This is a genomic window from Oenococcus alcoholitolerans (assembly GCF_051852995.1).
GTDB lineage: Bacteria > Bacillota > Bacilli > Lactobacillales > Lactobacillaceae > Oenococcus > Oenococcus alcoholitolerans.
In genome coordinates, this window is record NZ_CP176042.1 from 836,186 (window position 1) to 853,576 (window position 17,391).

At 36.9% G+C, this 17,391-nt stretch carries 18 protein-coding genes; all 18 read right to left on the reverse strand.

Features of this window, described 5'->3' with window-relative positions:
• Positions 1–41 precede the first annotated feature (41 nt).
• The 18 genes from ACKP2L_RS04755 to ACKP2L_RS04840 all read right to left on the reverse strand — a co-directional run bounded on the left by ACKP2L_RS04755 (position 42) and on the right by ACKP2L_RS04840 (position 17,377).
• Entirely contained in the window at positions 42–779 is a 738-nt protein-coding gene (locus tag ACKP2L_RS04755; protein WP_439424724.1) for a rhomboid family intramembrane serine protease, read from the reverse strand.
• 20 nt (positions 780–799) lie between these two features.
• Positions 800–3,226, reverse strand: coding sequence for a phenylalanine--tRNA ligase subunit beta (gene pheT / locus ACKP2L_RS04760; RefSeq protein ID WP_439424725.1), 2,427 nt, complete (start codon positions 3,224–3,226; stop codon positions 800–802).
• A 4-nt stretch (positions 3,227–3,230) separates the two neighbouring features.
• Positions 3,231–4,274, reverse strand: a complete 1,044-nt coding sequence (gene pheS / locus ACKP2L_RS04765) for a phenylalanine--tRNA ligase subunit alpha (RefSeq protein ID WP_439424726.1) — start codon at positions 4,272–4,274, stop codon at positions 3,231–3,233.
• Positions 4,275–4,507: 233 nt separating this feature from the next.
• Positions 4,508–4,819, reverse strand: coding sequence for a winged helix-turn-helix transcriptional regulator (locus tag ACKP2L_RS04770; protein WP_439424727.1), 312 nt, complete (start codon positions 4,817–4,819; stop codon positions 4,508–4,510).
• Positions 4,820–4,840: 21 nt separating this feature from the next.
• Positions 4,841–5,608 (reverse strand): TrmH family RNA methyltransferase, encoded by a 768-nt coding sequence (locus ACKP2L_RS04775; RefSeq protein ID WP_439424728.1) that lies wholly within the window; start codon positions 5,606–5,608, stop codon positions 4,841–4,843.
• A 1-nt stretch (position 5,609) separates the two neighbouring features.
• Positions 5,610–6,635, reverse strand: coding sequence for a membrane protein insertase YidC (gene yidC / locus ACKP2L_RS04780; protein ID WP_439424729.1), 1,026 nt, complete (start codon positions 6,633–6,635; stop codon positions 5,610–5,612).
• Between the two features lie 29 nt (positions 6,636–6,664).
• The gene (locus ACKP2L_RS04785; RefSeq protein ID WP_439424730.1) at positions 6,665–7,216 is read right to left on the reverse strand and encodes a DUF177 domain-containing protein; all 552 of its coding nucleotides are present in this window, start codon (positions 7,214–7,216) and stop codon (positions 6,665–6,667) included.
• A 20-nt stretch (positions 7,217–7,236) separates the two neighbouring features.
• Positions 7,237–8,373 carry a nucleotidyltransferase gene (locus ACKP2L_RS04790; protein ID WP_439424731.1) on the reverse strand — a complete coding sequence of 379 codons (1,137 nt, stop codon included), beginning with the start codon at positions 8,371–8,373 and terminating at the stop codon, positions 7,237–7,239.
• Between the two features lie 3 nt (positions 8,374–8,376).
• Complete coding sequence (locus ACKP2L_RS04795) at positions 8,377–9,117, reverse strand: class I SAM-dependent methyltransferase (protein WP_439424732.1); 741 nt, start codon at positions 9,115–9,117, stop codon at positions 8,377–8,379.
• A 5-nt stretch (positions 9,118–9,122) separates the two neighbouring features.
• Complete coding sequence (rsfS, locus tag ACKP2L_RS04800) at positions 9,123–9,488, reverse strand: ribosome silencing factor (RefSeq protein ID WP_439424733.1); 366 nt, start codon at positions 9,486–9,488, stop codon at positions 9,123–9,125.
• Positions 9,489–10,058 carry a bis(5'-nucleosyl)-tetraphosphatase (symmetrical) YqeK gene (yqeK, locus tag ACKP2L_RS04805; protein WP_439424734.1) on the reverse strand — a complete coding sequence of 190 codons (570 nt, stop codon included), beginning with the start codon at positions 10,056–10,058 and terminating at the stop codon, positions 9,489–9,491.
• Positions 10,058–10,702 carry a nicotinate (nicotinamide) nucleotide adenylyltransferase gene (gene nadD, locus ACKP2L_RS04810; protein ID WP_439424735.1) on the reverse strand — a complete coding sequence of 215 codons (645 nt, stop codon included), beginning with the start codon at positions 10,700–10,702 and terminating at the stop codon, positions 10,058–10,060. The genes yqeK and nadD overlap by 1 nt, the downstream gene beginning before the upstream one ends.
• Positions 10,692–11,012 carry a YhbY family RNA-binding protein gene (locus ACKP2L_RS04815; RefSeq protein ID WP_439424736.1) on the reverse strand — a complete coding sequence of 107 codons (321 nt, stop codon included), beginning with the start codon at positions 11,010–11,012 and terminating at the stop codon, positions 10,692–10,694. The genes nadD and ACKP2L_RS04815 overlap by 11 nt, the downstream gene beginning before the upstream one ends.
• 14 nt (positions 11,013–11,026) lie before the next feature.
• Complete coding sequence (gene yqeH / locus ACKP2L_RS04820) at positions 11,027–12,187, reverse strand: ribosome biogenesis GTPase YqeH (protein ID WP_439424737.1); 1,161 nt, start codon at positions 12,185–12,187, stop codon at positions 11,027–11,029.
• Positions 12,150–12,695 carry a YqeG family HAD IIIA-type phosphatase gene (locus ACKP2L_RS04825; RefSeq protein WP_439424738.1) on the reverse strand — a complete coding sequence of 182 codons (546 nt, stop codon included), beginning with the start codon at positions 12,693–12,695 and terminating at the stop codon, positions 12,150–12,152. Before ACKP2L_RS04825 ends, yqeH begins: the two co-directional genes overlap by 38 nt.
• A gap of 5 nt (positions 12,696–12,700) precedes the next feature.
• Complete coding sequence (locus ACKP2L_RS04830) at positions 12,701–13,702, reverse strand: 3'-5' exoribonuclease YhaM family protein (protein WP_439424739.1); 1,002 nt, start codon at positions 13,700–13,702, stop codon at positions 12,701–12,703.
• The gene (locus tag ACKP2L_RS04835) at positions 13,686–16,166 is read right to left on the reverse strand and encodes an AAA family ATPase (protein ID WP_439424740.1); all 2,481 of its coding nucleotides are present in this window, start codon (positions 16,164–16,166) and stop codon (positions 13,686–13,688) included. The genes ACKP2L_RS04830 and ACKP2L_RS04835 overlap by 17 nt, the downstream gene beginning before the upstream one ends.
• Complete coding sequence (locus tag ACKP2L_RS04840) at positions 16,166–17,377, reverse strand: metallophosphoesterase family protein (RefSeq protein WP_439424741.1); 1,212 nt, start codon at positions 17,375–17,377, stop codon at positions 16,166–16,168. The genes ACKP2L_RS04835 and ACKP2L_RS04840 overlap by 1 nt, the downstream gene beginning before the upstream one ends.
• Positions 17,378–17,391 lie beyond the last annotated feature (14 nt).

Consider the following 17,391-nt stretch of genomic DNA (forward strand, 5'->3'; position numbering starts at 1 on the left):
TTAAAAATAAACACAAGCGCTTTCAAAAATAAAAACGCTGCTCAACTGATAACTTGATGAATAACAATATAGAGCGGAATGATCATAATCAAAATAGCAATGACCTTCACAACAATCTTAATTTTACCGTATTGAGTACTTGGAAAATCAATAATCAGCGAAGAAAGTGCACCGGATATCAATCCGCCAATATGTGCCCATATATCAACGCTAGGATCGCCCAAATTGCCGACCAAGTTGAAGACTGCTAAAGCTACAAAAATAAATAGCTGGCGACGGAAAATATAATTATTCCGGTTATACCAAGCAACTGATATCATAGCACCAAAAAGTCCAAAAATAGCCCCCGAAGCGCCAACGGAAATCGTCGTTGAATTGGGGTCGAAAATCAAAGCAAATAAATTACCCCATATTCCGGACACAAAGTAAATAATTAAAAATTTAATGCTTCCAAAAAGATTTTCTACATATGGACCAACGATTATAAGCGCCAGCATGTTTGAAAATATGTGCATCAAAGAGGCATGCAGAAAAATCGGAATTATCAGCCTAAACCATTGACCGCCAAAAACCAATGCCTTGACCTGGGCACCGCTTAAAATCAAAGATTGTATCGAAGGACCATTAAAAAAACTGTTTAACAGAATAAAAGGATTGATCTGTCCTTGGGCAAAGTGTAATAGATAATCAAGGATAACTTGCAATACATAAACACAAATAGTTATTAAGAAAATTATCGTTGTTGACGGGCCGAAATCTCTTTTTAAAGATGAAAACATAAGAACAGCTTATCAAATATTTACCGAGCTTGGACTCCTAATTGATTTTTTAAACGCAATAAAATCTGTTCGACCTGCTGATTTACCTGATTATCAGTCAAAGTCGATTCAGGATCAAGGAATGTCAACCGGTAGGAAATTGATTTCTTTGTACCTTGGATCTCGCGGCCTTGATATAAATCAATGACTGAAATAGAAGATAAATACTTGCCGGCACTAAGTTTAATGATTTCTTCGATATCCTGTGATTCGATTTCTCTGCCAACAAGTAATGAAATATCCCTTTGCACACTCGGAAATTTATTGATCGGCTGATAGTGATCTTTCTTTTTAAAGAGCGTATGAATAAGGTCTAAATCAATTTGAAAAACATAACAATTCGGCAACTTGCTTTCGGATGAAAAACGCGGACTTATTTGACCAACAAATCCCAAAAATTTCTTATTGATATAAACATCAGCTGTTCTGCCGGGATGCATCAAAGGATAACTGCTATTGCTGTGAAATGATATAGTGCCGCTAAGATCTAAAGCATCGAGCAAACTCTCAAGCAGACCCTTAATGTAATAAAAATCGTATCTATGATTTTTATGCTGCCAATTATCCGCTTCTTGTCCAAATACTAAGGCAGCTAGTTGCTGTGATTCTATCGGTTTTTCATTATCCAAACTGGCTTTAAATACATGTCCCATTTCAAATAAAGAAATATTTTCTACTTTTCTTGCATAATTGTAAGAAGCAACATCGATCAAAGTTCCTAAAATCGATTGTCTTAAATACTCACGATCTTTACTGATCGGATAAATCAACGGAACTGAATCAGCGTGATCAAAAGCAAAATTATGAGAATTGTTATGGTCGGTCAGTGAATAAGAAACGACCTGATTTAATCCAAATCCCATTAAAGTGCTGCGAATAGACCTGTCAAGTCTTTGTTCCTGAGTTAGTCCTGAATTGTAGCCCATATCCTTTGGCAAATGGAGCGGTACTTTATCGTATCCGTAGATTCTCACAAATTCCTCATAAAGATCCGCTTTTATATTAATATCGGTCCTGCGTGCAGGAACATTAACGATAAATTCGTCACCGTTTATTTCAAAATCAAACGCAAGTCTTTTCCAAATATCGGCCACGTCGTCGATCGAAACTTCAGTACCAAGATAATTATTGATTTCAGACAAACTAATAGAAATAGTTTTGTCTTTTGCTTGTTTTTGTTCAGCTCCGATTCTGCCTGCGGCTATTTCCCCACCGGCCAATTGTTTGATCAATGCTGCAGCAAAATCGACCGAATAACCCACATTAGATGGGTCGATCAGCCTTTCAAATCTTTGGCTGGCTTGAGAATGAAGATTAAAACGCTGAGCCGTTTTCCTGATCAATGCAGGGTCAAAAGATGCCGATTCCAACACTATATTTTTTGTATCATAGCTGACTTCCGAATCTTTTCCGCCCATGACGCCGGCTAACATCTCAGGATGATCGCCTGAATATACAACGATGTTTTCTTTAGATCCCAACTTTCTTAGCTGGCCGTCTAAAGTAACGATTTCTTCACCTTCTTTAGAAAGATCTACTTTAAGATCCCTGCTCGGCAATTTATCTAAATCAAAAGCATGCAGCGGCTGTCCCAATAAAAACATTACATAATTAGTTGCGTCGACAATATTATTAATTGGCCTGATTCCGGAATTCCAAAGTCTTTTTTGTAACCAAAGCGGGCTGGTTTTGACCTCAACATCGTTTAGGACCCTAAGATAATAAGGATCGGCAATATCGCTATTCACTTTAACCGATATTTGAGAAGATGTTTTTTTGTCCCCTTCGTCAAATTTAAGTTCAGGCATTGAAAACTTTTTGTTTAAAATGGCAGAAAATTCATACAAATTACCGCGAATAGACAGCATATCGCCACGGTTAGCCGTTAGTTCGGTGTTTATCATCAAATCATTGATGCCTAATGCTTCTACGGCGTTATCTCCTGGTTTCACTTCGCCATCATCAGGAAAAACATAGATACCGGCTTCATGTTTTTTAGGTGCAATAGAGTCATCAAAGCCAATTTCTTGTAAAGAAACGAGCATTCCTTGACTTATTTCACCATCCAGATCAGTTGCTTCGATTTTTTTTCCGTCAAATAAACGCGCGCCCGGCAAAGCCAAAACAACTAACTGTCCCTGCTTAACATTGGGTGCACCGGTAACTATTTGATAATCTTTTTTACCAACATTTACGATAGCTATTTTCAAATGAGTTGAATTTTCAATTGACCTGGTCTGATCGATCCTGCCAACGATCAAACCGCTTGATTGAGGTATTTGATAACCGTTCTCTTCAACTTCAGTCGACGTTAAAGCCAAAAGATCAGAAAAATGTTCTGCATCTTTAGCGCTATTTACCGGAAAATCCGGCATATATTCTTTTATCCAATCAACGGATACTTTCATTTTTTTACTCCCCCACTTGTTTGAACTGCTTTAGAAAACGAATGTCATCAAAATAAAAATTACGTATATCGTCAATGCCGTATTTTATCATCGCAAAACGATCAGGGCCAAGACCAAAAGCAAAACCTGAGTATTTATTAGGATCCAAATGGGACATTCTCAAAACGTTAGGATGAACCATACCAGCACCAAGAACCTCGATCCAATCAATGTCTTCTGGCGCAGTATTTTCGTCAACTAAATTCCAACTGATATCGACCTCGATACTTGGTTCTGTAAACGGAAAATAACTTTGTCTTAATCTCATAGCGTGACCCTTGCCGAATAATTCGTCTGTAAGAGATTGAAGCGTTCCTTTCAAATCAGCTAAGCTGACGTTTTTACCCACAACAAGCCCTTCGACTTGATGAAATTGGTGCGAATGAGTAGCGTCATCATTATCTCGACGATAGACTTGTCCGGGGCTGATCATTTTAAGAGGACCCTTGGTAAAATCATGCTGGTCCATAGAACGAGCCTGCATAGCGGAGGTCTGTGTTCTAAGAAGAATATTTTTTGTTATGTAAAAAGTATCTTGCATATCCCGAGCTGGATGGTCCTTAGGCAAATTCATCCGTTCAAAATTATATTCATCAGATTCAATTTCCTTGCCATACTTAACTTCATATCCCTGACTGATAAAATGGTCTTCGATCTGATCTTGAATTTGTTGAAGTATATGTTTAGTCCCGATTTCAGGTCTCCGGCCAGGGAGGGTCACATCTATTTTTTCTGAATCCATTCTTTTTTCAAAAAAAGCTTCATTCAAATCTTTTTTCTTATCTTCAATAGACTTTTCCAGCATTAAACGGATTTGATTAGCCAACTTGCCGATAACCGGTTTTTGTTCATTGGGAAGATCTTTGAGTCCCTTAAGCAGTTTAGTAAGTTCTCCTTTTTTGCCTAAAAGATTGACCCTGATTTTCTCCACCTGATCAATTTTCTTTGCATCATGTATTTGCTGTGATACGTGATCTTTTAATTGTTGTAAATTATTTTTTAAATCCATTACCTCACCTAATAAAAAACCCTTGTATAAGTTATCGATCACTCATACAAGGGACGTAATTAATACGTGTTACCACCCAAATTCGCAGAAAATCTGCCTCATTGCAGCCTTTAACGGGGCTAAACCGCTGGGAGTTAACCAGAAATAAAGAAGTGAAATTCAGCTTTTACTGCAATCGGCTCGCACCAAACCCGACTCGCTTTTGCATCACAGCTTACTAGTCTTCCAAAAAATCAAGAATTATTCTTTTTCGCCCACTTAGAAATTTCATTCATCAAAGCACGCATGGAACTGCCCTTATCGGTCAAACGATAACCGAGCTTACCATTATCGGGACAGTTGACACGTCTTATGATACCAGCGTCTTCAAGTTCTTTCAATCTTACCGTTAGGACTCTGTCACTGCACGCATGTACTTTTCGAGATAATTCCGAAAAGTGCAAAGAACCTGTAGAGCTGTCTAAAAGGGACTGGATTATTAATCCATTCCACTTCTTACCCAAAATTTCAAAGGCCGATTCTGTTAGTCTTAATGCTTCTACCATACTTACATATTATAAGTTTGCTCAATTCAATGCAAACATTAATATTCCTCCTGCAACTGCTACATTAAGCGATTCAGCCTTACCTAAAAAGTTAATGTGCAAATTTTCTGTCGTTTCTTTCAAAATATCAGGATCAAGTCCTTGCCCTTCATTACCCAAAACTAATGCAAAGTTCTTTTCCGGATATACAGTCTTGTAGTCGACCGAATCTTTCTCAAGACTTGTCCCATAAATATCATAATCATTTTCTTTCAAAGCAGATATCCAAGGACCGAGTTCTGCATCTTTGATTACTTTGATATGAAATTGACTTCCCTGCATAGAACGAACCGTTTTCGGATTAAAGGGATCCGCACTGCCGTTAGAAAGAACCACTCCGCTAAAACCGGCAGCATCAGCAGTTCTAACTAGGGTTCCGACATTACCAGGATCTTGAATACGATCCAGTAAAAGCCAACGACCGCTATGTACATACTGAGGATCGAATGAGTTATTCGGCAAACTGGTCTGAGCAAATATTCCCTGAGGATTATTAGTTTTAGAAATATGTCTAGCGACCTCGTCAGTGACTTGAAAAGCCGGAACTCCCTGCGGGACCTCTGGCAAATGTTTTTCTATTTGTTCTTCAGTTCCGATAACAGCTTGGATAGGTGCTGCAAAATTCAGCGCTTCTTGAACCAAATGCCAACCGTCAAGCAAATACGTGCCGCTTTGCTTACGACCCTTTTGTGTTTGTAAACTTGTCCAAAGTTTTACTTTGGAATTTTGATTTGAAGTAATTATTTCCATTTTATATTTTAGGTTTCCTTTTCTGCTTACCCTTATTTCTATTGCGGCCATTTTTAGAAGATCGATCAGAAAGAGTTTTGCTGCCGGTCTCGCTTTTAATATCTTTTCTTATAGACCCTGGATCATTGCTTTTTTTAGCATCTTTTAAAAGATCGTCAACAACGTTTTTAACTTTAAATTCTGAACGAACCTGTTTTTGTAGCGCCGGTCGATTTTTCAAGATGAATGCCGTTTGAACAAGCACGAAAATACCGCCGACCATAAAATACAATCCTAAGGCTGCTGACTGAAATATTGAGAAGAAAAATATCATGATCGGGCTAAACCAAATCATGGTCGACATTTGTTTTCTTTGCGCTTCAGGAGCAGCTTTCAGACTGAGCCAAGATTGTCCTATATAAAAAACAGCGGCGATCAAAGCTATTATTATTGATGGACGATAGAGCGGAATACCAAAAAAACGAGATCCATTAAGCAAAAAATTTGAGTTAAAAGTAGAAGGATCTATATGATCAGTTGCCATCGTGCTGGTTGAAAGCCTGATAGCTGTATAAAGAGCTGATATTACGGGTAATTGGATCAACATAGACAAAAAATTTATCCCGCCTGTTAATGAAACACCGTTTTCTCGATAAACGGACATCATCGCCGTGTTTATAGTGATCTTTTCTTCTTGACTGCTCGATTTCTTTAAAGCATCTTGAATTTTTGAAAGCTGTGGTTGAAGCATTGCCATTTTTTCAGCTTGAATAGTTGAATCCCGCTGCTGCTTATACATTATCGGGAAAAGTATCAGCCTTATCACAGCAGTCATGACAATGATAGCAAAACCAATACCGTTGGTAGAATTGAAAACATCCTTAGCCATCCAGCTCATAAAGTTGACCATATATTGGCTGATCCAAAGCCAGGTTCTTCCCGTTTTACTGTATCCACCGGTTATTAGCAAAAATTCCAGAAAAATAAGAGCAATGATCAAAACTCTTCTAAATAAAGGAAAAATGCTGGTTTGTGTATGTTTTTTCATATGAATAATACTTTTTGCCTAACTATAAATTACTTATCCTTGTTTTTATTATCGGATTTTGGAAAAAAATCACCTAATTTATGTGTTTTTTCTGTATCTAGAATATCATTTGGTTCATAATCTTCTTCTTTGATTATTTGCCATCCTTGTCCAGAAACTGGTCGATCCGCTGTTTCATCTTCTTTAAAAACAGTCATCGGAAGATTGGTAACTATATTTTCTAAAATCGCAGCATCAAGATCTAACTGATTTTTTTCGATCAAGAAAACCGCCTCAGTTTCAGAAAACATCGAAAGAGATTCTTCATCTTGAACATAAAGCTCATCCATATTTATCTCAAACGGGTATTTTACCGGAGCCAGACTACGAGCGGATGGCAAATAAGCAACACCGTTCAGCTTAAGATCCACGGTTATCCTATCGTTGCTGCCGTAGCTTATTTCACCATCAACTTTGACTGGTTTTAAATCTAAGATTCTATCGGAAAAATTTTCTTTTACCGGACCCGAAAGATCAATAATATCATTGATGACCAGGGGTTTCTTTCTATATTTTTGTAATTGTTGAACTAAAAATTTCATGCTTATTTATAAATAAATGCTTATAGTTGAATTGGTTTGTGCTGCAGATCTTGAGCTTTATCGAGCCCCATGATTTCACTATATACAAGACCGGCTTTATAGTCTATCAGCAGATCTTTGGTCGCTTTTTTATAATCAAGATGACTGATGACAGGAAAAGCAAAGTTTTTCTTATTATCGTGAAGATATTGACGCCCCTTTGCGTTGAAAGCCAATAAACGATGGTATGGATGTGCCATTGCGTCTCTCATCTGGTCGACTTTTATATTCAAAAGGACATAAGATAGCACTCTTCGCAGTCTTGCAAAAGTATAACGCTTTGACTTGATTTCTGCAATAAAGTCACCAAAATTCTGAGGATCGTTGCTAATCGCATTTTTTAATAAAAATTCAATTCCTTCGTTTACTTGGTATACCGAACGGATCTGGCCAATGTTATCAGTGATCAAACGATACTTCAATAGATCAAAGTATTTTTTTTCATAGTCTGTATATTCAAGATCATGCATTGGCGTTAAATTACTTACATCTTTACCTTCAGACAAAGCACGTCTGATAGCTGTTGCTGAAGAAATTTTAGAATCAGTATCTATATAGCTTTGATGGTAATCCGAGGATATTCTTTTGATCGGTTTAATTTCTATTTTATCCATTAATTTTTGTTGATAAATTGCTTTTGCATAACTGAAAGCCAAGATATCGTTAGCTTGGTCTAATTTAAAACCGGTTTCTTTCTGCAAAGCATTTGCAAAATTACTGGCATAAGTTGCGTTTTTATTGGTAAAGCTTTCATCGCCGTCTAATAATACTGACTGTTCTGCTAATTCAATAAAATCTGTATTAGGATGCTCACTGCCGAAAACCAGCCTATTTATAGACAAATCGTTTAGTAATCTAATAGCACCCTGCGCGAATATATCACCTGGTTGAACAGCAAAATAAAAAGGCAGCTCAAAAACTAAATCGGCTCCCGATCGCAAAGCGATATCTGCTCTTTGCCATTTATCGACGATCGCCGGTGTTCCGCGCTGGACCCAATTTCCTGACATTAAAACGATTATGACCGCATCCGGATCGATCGATTTAGCCTGATTCAAATGATAAAGATGACCATTATGAAATGGGTTATATTCTGTTATTAGTCCGGTTGCATTCATTATTTATTTTTCAGCAATAAAAAATACTCTATCAGTATTCGTTTTAACTTTTGATCTTCCAAAATCGGCAGAAATTTTGATATTTTTAAATCCAGCCTCAAGAAGTGTTCGTTGATAAAATTCAATAGGATAACTTATTTGATGATGAACTTCTCTGTAAAGTCTGAAGGCATCTAACTTTTTATCATAAATAAAAAATTTTAAATCATGATCGACCGAATTTTTTTCTTCGCCTGGAAAGCTCGACCAAACAAAAATTTTTTCGGGATCATCATCATTATTGTACATAAAATTTCTGTAGCCTACATTTATTTGATGAGAAGTAACGATATCAAAGAGAAATTTTCCTTTGGCTGCTAAGTGATCAAAAACCCGAGCAAAAGTTTTTTTGACCGAAACTTTATCTGGCAAATAGTTTATCGAATCGGCAAAACAAGTTATCGTTTGAAACGATTCATTTAAGAAAAAATCAGTCATGTCGTCTTGGTAAAAATTTATTTTTAAATTTTGCTCATCAGCATGTTCTTCTGCGATAGACAGCATTTGCGACGAAATATCGAGTAATGATACTTGATAACCGTTTTTAGCCAATAAGCAAGCTAAACGACCGGAACCTCCAGCCAAATCAAGCAAAGACTTCTTATCTGACGAATTTGTTTTCACAAAAAGAAGCCAATCTTTATAGAGCTCTTCGTCAAATAACTCGTCATAAAATTTTGCAAAAACCGAATAATCTTTTTCCATATTAATTAATCGAAATCAGCAGTCAGCCATTTCGAAAGGTCTACCCTATCAGCCCTGGACCAAAGATGGTCTAATTTGTAATAGTCGAAAGCTTCATCGGTGAATATATGTGCAACAACACTGCCATAATCGATCAAAACCCACTTGCCGCTGGATAATCCTTCGACTTCGAACGGCGATATATTGTTCTTATGCATCTCATCTATTATTTCGTTAGCGATAGCTTGTACTTGGCGAGAAGATGGAGCACTCGCTAGAAGAAAGTAATCGCTTATAACGGAAAGCTTGCCAATATCTAAGGCAGAAACATTTTCTGCCTTTTTGCTGTCAGCTGCTTTTACGATCAATTCAAGTATCTCTTTAGCTTTCACTTATTTTCCTCCAACCCAGTGATTATATGCAAGTAAACTTTTCGGATAAATTGCACGATGGTTCCTGACTAAACGACTCAAAGAAAACTGTAATTGCCAAGCTACCCCCGCATCTAGGGAATCATCAGTTACTTGTCTTGCGACATCCGTATCGGAAAAATTTCTTCCCAGTTCCAAAAAGTCTGCCATAAAAACGATCTTGTCAAGAGTCGTCATTTGAACATCGCCGGTCGTGTGACGACGAACTGCATTCAACAATTCTTCGTCGTCTATTCTTAATTCATCTCTGATAAATTCAGCGCCAACTATGCCGTGCCAAATAGAACTGTCCCAATTTTTCAAATCAGGATCAAGCTTCTTTTTATCAATTTCATTAAGAAAGTCTTTGTCACTCCGCTCCTTGGCATAATCATGTATAAAACCGCCTATTCGCGCCTTTTCAGTATCATAATCATTCAATTCTGCTAAGTGGACTGCATATTCCCCAGCCCTTATAACGTGTTCGAAGCGCTCTTGCGACAAAGCTTGGCGAACTTTTGGATACAGCACATCGTATTTTGGATATGACATTAATAAATCCTTCCTTGATAAAGATTAAACTCAGCAATATACGCAGCAACCATATCTGGTATTAAATATCTTACCGATTGTTTAACACGCAAGCGTGAACGAATATCAGAGGAGGAGATATCCAACCAGTTGACTTGAAGCCAAATCGCCGGAAAATCTATGCTTCGCTGAATCCCGGGCTGGTCAATTGCGACTAGTCTGACCATTCTAGATAAAGCATTAGCATCGTCCCATTCAGCAAAGTTTTTAAAAACCTTTGAACCCATTATCAAATAATAATCGATCTCCGGATGTTCTTCGACAAGTTTTTTCATGACCGAAAAAGTAGATTGCTGGCCACCATCGTGTATAGGCTTCATCTCTATATCGAACTTTGAATTGCCTCTGATCGCCAGCCTGATCATTTCTGCCCTAGTCGATGGTTCAACAGCATTATCATGCGTAGCAGCAAAAGGGATCGCATCAGGCATGAAATATAGTTTGTCTAATCCAAGCGCGGTACAAGCTTGTTCAGCGGCGATCAATTGTCCGTTATGGATCGGATTAAAAGTGCCGCCAAAAATACCTACACGCCGCCTGTGACGGTGCTTTACAGGTGCCTGTTGCGTTTTTGTATTTGTCAAAGAAACAAAACTAGTTAGCAAGCTTCCCTACCTCCATTGATAACCGACGGTTTTCTTCTTTCTTTGACGGAAGATAGAGTAAAAGGGTACGGCCCAATTTTTGGATCACTGTAATTCTAGAATTTTTGTGAATAAAGTCAATCAACTGATCAGCTGTGACCTCGCTGGATTGTTGAAGACCGACCTTGACCAATTCCCGTTGATCTAATGCTGCGATCACTTCTTGAAGCCATATTTTACTTAAACCGTTTTTCCCAACGGTAAAAATTGAAGGTAATTTATTACCTTGAGCACGTAAATATCTTTTTTGTTTGCCTGTTAAAATTTCCATTGTCTTAATTCTAACTAAATTTCTTTCTTTCTGAGCGAAAAACCTAATTGATCAGGTATATTTAACTTTATTTCTGCAGATCTGTGAAAACTTATCCACCCAAATCCGGATATCGCTAAATCATATCCCTTTGGAATTTTTAATTTTTGAACAGTTAATTTATAATTATTATCCTTAAGCATAGGATGGGCTTGACGGCTGCTCTCTGAATTAAAATAATCAAGAGCACCTTCAGTTTTTCTGCGATGAAAATTAACTTGATTATCAAAATATGCAGTAAAAGAAGTTTTATTTTCTCCTAGCAGATCTATCCAAAAGATCCCTCCAAAGAACAATGATTGACCAGCCGGCATTTGAAAAGTTCTCGGTTTAATTTCCTTTTTTGGCAAAAGATAACGATATTCTTTAGAATCAACAAAATATGCAAGCTGTTTGTCTGATGTTACACCCGGAGTATCTACCAAAACATTTTTTTCTGAAATAGGTATCTCGATCCGATCCAAAGTCGTTCCCGGGAACTTCGATGTTGTAATAAAATCGCCTCGACCGCCAGATAAATACTTAACGATCTGGTTGGTAAGCGTTGATTTGCCAACATTAGTAACACCTATAATATAAGTCCTTTTATAACTGTTAAGCAAATCGCTGATTTCGTCTATCAAAAATTCACCGGAGTTGCCCTTATCTGCAGAAAGAACGATCGTTTTTAAAGGATTCAGGCCTCTTTGGGCAGCCATTTCTTTGAGCCAAAGGATTATTTTATTTTCTTTGACAGACTTCGGAAGGATATCTAGCTTATTTCCGACTAATACTAGCGGATTCTTAGCAGCTATTTGTGAAAATTGATCCAAAAAAGATCCTTCGATATCAAATAAGTCCAAGAGATAAATGATCAAAGCATTTTCTTTTGAAATATGGTCCATCATCTTCCAAAAATGCTTTGTATCAACCTCAATAGCTTCTATTTCGTTATAGTGTCTAAGTTTAAAGCACCTCTCGCATAGTAAATTTATATCATCATCAGGAGTTTTAAGTTCAAAAAGATACTGGTGCAATTTTTTTTCATCTATGTAGCCAGCTTCTTCTTTATTTTTTGTCTGTAATTTAGAACCGCATCCGATACATACTATGCCTTGATCAATTATTTTGTTGATTTGTTGGTCGCTTAGTGTCAATTAAGTCGTTCCCCCATTCTACTGGATCTTTTCCGATAACTATCTTTTCAAAAAAACGGTTGATTTTTGTTGGAAAACTGTCGCTTGTGATCAACGGCTGAACCAGTACGCTTTTTACACCGGCAAGGTTGGAAGCGATCACGTCAGTCATTATCTGATCGCCAACCATAACTACCTCGTCTTTCAAAAGATCAAAATCACGAATGGTCTTATTGATTCCAAACGGCAGTGGTTTAAAAGACCACGATTCATAGGGCAGACCAAGTGCGTTTACAGCCTTGCTGACTCGCTTTGTCGAGTTATTTGAAACTACAATAAGCTTAATACCGGCATCTAATAATTTTTTATACCATTGAAAAAAACTTTCATCACCCTCCGGCTTGTTCCAAGCTACTAAAGTATTATCCAGATCAGCTAAAATCGTTTTTATTCCAAGTTTTTTCAGAGATTCAGGAGTTATACCCCAAACTTTTTTTATACGGTAAGTTGGTTTAAACAAAGATTCCATCGCTACTATTGTAACAGCCGTCCTTGCCTGTTAGCTGGAGAATCACCATTTTCATCATCGCTGCTCAATGGTTTTTCTTTCGTTCGATAAAATGGTTGGTTGTCAGCTCCGAAAATACGTTCAGAGAAATTACCTGGTTTTGTTTTTTGCAAAGCAGAACTTATCATTTGAATGTGGGCGTCCAAGTCATCAAGCTTTGATAATATATAAGCTTCCAAATCTTTCGGAACTACAGGAGAACCAAAATCCAGCTTATTGTGATGACTGATCATCAAATGGCGGATTATAAGCATGTCTTCGGACGCCAAATCAAAACCAAGTTCGTCGGCAGCTTGGACCAGGATCTCATCACCAATAACAATGTGCCCCAACAGCTGTCCTTCTGTAGTATATTCAGTGCCGACCGGACCTGATAATTCAACTGTTTTACCTATGTCGTGGATCAAAGCGCCAGCCAATAATAGAGATTTATCGACTTGAGGATATAGTTCGGAAATTTTTAAAGCCAGCTTAGCGATCGACAAAGAATGATAGGCTAACCCGCCTCTAAAAGCATGGTGCATTTTTTTAGCAGCGGGATACTCATAATACCTATCACCATATTTATTTAAAATATTCCTCACTAATCTGTTCCAAGTAGGATTGGTGATTTGAAAAAGGAGATCGTTTATTTGATTTTGCAGATCCTTTTTGGAAACAGGTGCGCTTATTTGATATAAAGAAGGGTCAGACGGTTCTTCATCATTAGCCAAACGTATCTCTTGGATCCTTAATTGCGGTTTAGACTGGTATTCATCTTGAGTCGCATTCAAATAAACAACTTTACCAGCCGTAAAATTTTTGACATCATCTGCACTCGCATCCCATTTATTTGCTTGGATCTCTCCCGAACGATCAGCTAAAGTAAGCCTAATGTATGGAGAACCTTTTGAAGTCGTCCTATTTTCAGCAGATTTTATGAGTAAATAAATATTGAAATTTTCGCCTTTGCTATGGTCGGACAGCATCACTATTGACCCCCTTTAATTCAATAATATTCCTTTCGTCGAAGCTTTGTTCTTGATTAGCTGAAAAATAAATTATCTGATAGTTCTTAGACAGATCTTTTAAAATAGAAACCATTATATTTCGACGATGTTTATCAAAATCAACGAAACCGTCATCTATTAAAAACGGGAGCGGATTAGCTGCAGCGATCGACTTTGCAAAAGCTAATCTTAAAGCGATATAGAGCTGTTCTGCAGTACCTTTCGAAAGTTCGTAAGCAAAGAATCGTTTGCCGTTGGCCTCAACTGCACCGATGCTGTTATCGTTAAAAACTATTTTTTGATATTTTCCATCGGTCAAAATAGAAAAATATTTTTGTGCAAAAGATTTTATCTGCGGTATTCTTTCATGGCTTATGTCATAAAGAGATTGGTTTATCCAACGAGCTGCTAATTGACCGCTGAAGTATTGGAAAAGAGACTGATTTATCTCAGTTTCCAAATCAGCCCTTTCCTGAAGAAGGTCCTGATAACTTTCATCAGAATCTGCGTTGATCAATTTAGCATCACGGTTGGCGAGCTCTTTATTAAGGTCATTGATCTGATGGTCAAGATCTGCCTGCTTTCTTTTCAGATCAACAATGCTGTTTTTAATAGCTTCTATTCCGCCAAGAGAGCGTATCTGTGCTTCTTTTTGCGGTGTAAGCAATTGGCTTATATTTGATAACTGATTTTCCCGTTGTCTTTTTTTAAATTTGTCTGCTTGCAAATACTGAAATTCTTGATAATTTTGGACACCGATTTTCGCAAAAATAATTTTTTGTTCATTTTGTACTTTTTCAAGTTTATTCAATTTTTCACGTTCATTTTGATCTACAAGTTTCCTTTGTTCTCGTGAAAGGTCGTCTGCTCTTTTTTCGTTTTTAATTCGATTCAAAACTACCTGTATTTGGTTGATAAACTGGTCATGATCATTAGAGGGCTCAGGCAGAAAATCTTTTAACGGATAAGCTAACTTCAACAAACGATTTATCTTGTCAGCATTATCTTGACGGTTGTCTTTTAAAGAAGAAAGCCGCGCCAAAGAGTTGTGATAGTCATTGATCTGCCTTTGCCAAGAAGCTGCCAATTGAATATTCGTGTCTGCCGGATAGCCGAATTCAGCGAGATCGGGATATTCTTTTTTAGGCTTTTCTAAAAATACCAATATGGATCCGATTATTAAAGCTCCAACCGAAGAAATCAAAAACGGATAAGGCATTTCTCTGTTCATAAATGAGCCAAAAGCAGCCAAAAGACCGCCAAGAATCAAAAAACAGCCAAAGAAGAAAAACGGTGAGAAATGTCTTTTATTGCTCTGAAAAATTTCTTGCGGCAAAGGCTGAGGCAAGGAACCTTGAAAAGTATTTTTTATGTCCCTTTCTAATACAGCGATCTGGTCTGATACTTGATTTATTTGGTTATCAAATTGATCATATAAATTACTTTGCGCGATCAAATTAGGAATGGATTTATCCAATAGATCTAAATCATCCTGATTTTTTTGATAGATCTGCAAAAGCTTGCTCTGTTGAGATCTAGTTGGTGCTTCTATATCATGTTCTTCTGAACTTAACGATTTTATTTGCGCTTGGAAACTTTCTATTCGATGCTCATCGTCATCTGTTAAAGCAGATATCTGCTGCAGATCAAATTGACTATCGCCATTTGAATCAGCCAAAGACTTTTTTCTTTGTACTAAACCATCCAGGTCAACTAAAGATTGGTATTCATTTATCTTTTTATTATTATCTTGAACCTGCTGTTTGATTTGATAAATATCAGCAAGGACTCTTTTTTTATCAGCGATCGCGTTTTTATAGTCTAACAGACCGCCGCTCATTTCTTTTAACTGGTCATTTATTTCAGCATGTTTTTTCAATAATAAATTGATCGGTCTTTTAGCCGTTTTAGTCAGCCCAAACTGTTCAGAAGATGCTTTGTCGAGTTCTTTAGCTCTATTTTGCCAATGATCTGCAGAAACTGCCGAAAAGCTTAAAAGACGATTTGAAAGGTCGATTCCTGAAAGAGTCTTTATTTCATTCAATTGTTCAGAATCAAAGGAAAAAATATTTAAAAAACTTTCTTTATCAAAAGGACGCAAAATATCTTTTAAAATTTCTTCTGGATGCGGCAGCTTCTGACCGCTCTCATTACTGATCGATAAAACTGATTGTGTACGTTTCAAACGAGTAATGGTATATGAATGCTGATTTTTTTCGATCGTTACACTTCCGCCGTATTGAGCTTTGCTTAAAGGTTCATATAAATTTTGTCCCTGACCCTTTTTTTGCGAGAAGCCGAAAAGAACACCAATTATAAACTGTCTGATAGTAGACTTTCCCGCTTCGTTTGCGCCGTAAATGAATTGAAAATCTTTATCAAAATTCAAATCAAAATTAAAAAATTTACCAAAACCGATGATATGTATTTTAATTATTTTCATTAATTTGACCTTCTAGATATTAGTTCTTGCGCCTGTTTTATCAATTCTTTATGAGTTTCATTATCAGAAAAATAATCGATAACAAATTGTGAATCTTGGCCAAATCTTTTTCTAATAGCATCAACGAATTCCCCGCTATCAAAAATCTCATTTTTTGCCTGCTGCCAATATTTTTGATCTAAATCACTGAATTCATCCATCGACAAGGGGCTTTGGACCTGTATTTTAATAACGAGATTATTGGTAGAAATGATTTGATCGTTGATTATATCCAAAAAACTCGGATCAGTGAGCTGATCTCTCAGTTTGTCTGAAACAACTTGAGAAAAATTCAATTGGACAGTAAAAAGCGAAAAACCGTCATTATTTTTTTGCGATAAACGTTCTACTAAACGATGCGTTAACAATTCAAACGAATTTTGACTTTCGGCGTTGATGACGATCTTATTAAAAACAAAATTACCGATTGGCAGAAAACGCATGTTTAAAGTCCTGTTTTCGTCATCACTTATTAAATAGACACCCTTCTGCCCCTCTTCAGTTAAATCCAAACCTTGAGGATCTCCTGAATATGCTATCAACGGATCCTTAGATAAAAGGGATCGAACATGGATATGCCCCAAAGCCCAATAATCATAATGAAGAGCTTTCATATCATTTAAATCAAATGGTGCGTAACTGTTCTGGGAACCATCTTTGACACTGCCATGATAAAGACCGATTTGATAATCCACATTAGATATTCTTTGGGGATAAAGATCCAGCAGACTTGAACCTGGATTCCTTTGGGCATAACTAGTGCCCGTTATAGCGATTCGTTTTCCATCTAATGAATCATAATAAAAAACCTTTGCCTCGTTTTTAGGAAACACATGAACGTTATCAGGCCAGATGAAATCATTATCTGAATCAGAAAGAAAATCATGATTGCCAAAAGAAAGATAGGCTTCGATACCGGCTTGTTTTAATCTAAGAAACTGTTTTGTCAAAAAATTATATAAGTAGGCGCTTTGCTGATTAGAATCAAATATATCGCCAGGAAAAAGAATAAAGTCAACATGCAAAGAGATGGCATTATCAACGATTTTTTCCAGAGCATCAAAGGTTGCCAAACTTAATTTTCTTTTCAAATTTTTATCTAAATTTATTCTTCGATCGATCCCTTTGATAGAATTTCCCAAATGAATATCTGCTGCATGTATAAATCTCATGATCCCTCGAAATA

Excerpts from the sequence above, each read along its gene's own strand:
- yqeK (WP_439424734.1), bottom strand. The coding sequence starts at position 10,058 with ATGTCATATCCAAAATACGATGTGCTGTATCCAAAAGTTCGCCAAGCT.
- ACKP2L_RS04815 (WP_439424736.1), bottom strand. The coding sequence starts at position 11,012 with ATGGAAATTTTAACAGGCAAACAAAAAAGATATTTACGTGCTCAAGGT.
- ACKP2L_RS04775 (WP_439424728.1), bottom strand. The coding sequence starts at position 5,608 with ATGGAAATAATTACTTCAAATCAAAATTCCAAAGTAAAACTTTGGACA.
- yidC (WP_439424729.1), bottom strand. The coding sequence starts at position 6,635 with ATGAAAAAACATACACAAACCAGCATTTTTCCTTTATTTAGAAGAGTT.
- ACKP2L_RS04825 (WP_439424738.1), bottom strand. The coding sequence starts at position 12,695 with ATGGAATCTTTGTTTAAACCAACTTACCGTATAAAAAAAGTTTGGGGT.
- ACKP2L_RS04795 (WP_439424732.1), bottom strand. The coding sequence starts at position 9,117 with ATGGAAAAAGATTATTCGGTTTTTGCAAAATTTTATGACGAGTTATTT.
- pheS (WP_439424726.1), bottom strand. The coding sequence starts at position 4,274 with ATGGATTTAAAAAATAATTTACAACAATTAAAAGATCACGTATCACAG.
- ACKP2L_RS04785 (WP_439424730.1), bottom strand. The coding sequence starts at position 7,216 with ATGAAATTTTTAGTTCAACAATTACAAAAATATAGAAAGAAACCCCTG.
- ACKP2L_RS04830 (WP_439424739.1), bottom strand. The coding sequence starts at position 13,702 with ATGCTGTCCGACCATAGCAAAGGCGAAAATTTCAATATTTATTTACTC.
- ACKP2L_RS04835 (WP_439424740.1), bottom strand. The coding sequence starts at position 16,166 with ATGAAAATAATTAAAATACATATCATCGGTTTTGGTAAATTTTTTAAT.
- ACKP2L_RS04755 (WP_439424724.1), bottom strand. The coding sequence starts at position 779 with ATGTTTTCATCTTTAAAAAGAGATTTCGGCCCGTCAACAACGATAATT.
- ACKP2L_RS04840 (WP_439424741.1), bottom strand. The coding sequence starts at position 17,377 with ATGAGATTTATACATGCAGCAGATATTCATTTGGGAAATTCTATCAAA.
- pheT (WP_439424725.1), bottom strand. The coding sequence starts at position 3,226 with ATGAAAGTATCCGTTGATTGGATAAAAGAATATATGCCGGATTTTCCG.
- ACKP2L_RS04790 (WP_439424731.1), bottom strand. The coding sequence starts at position 8,373 with ATGAATGCAACCGGACTAATAACAGAATATAACCCATTTCATAATGGT.
- ACKP2L_RS04770 (WP_439424727.1), bottom strand. The coding sequence starts at position 4,819 with ATGGTAGAAGCATTAAGACTAACAGAATCGGCCTTTGAAATTTTGGGT.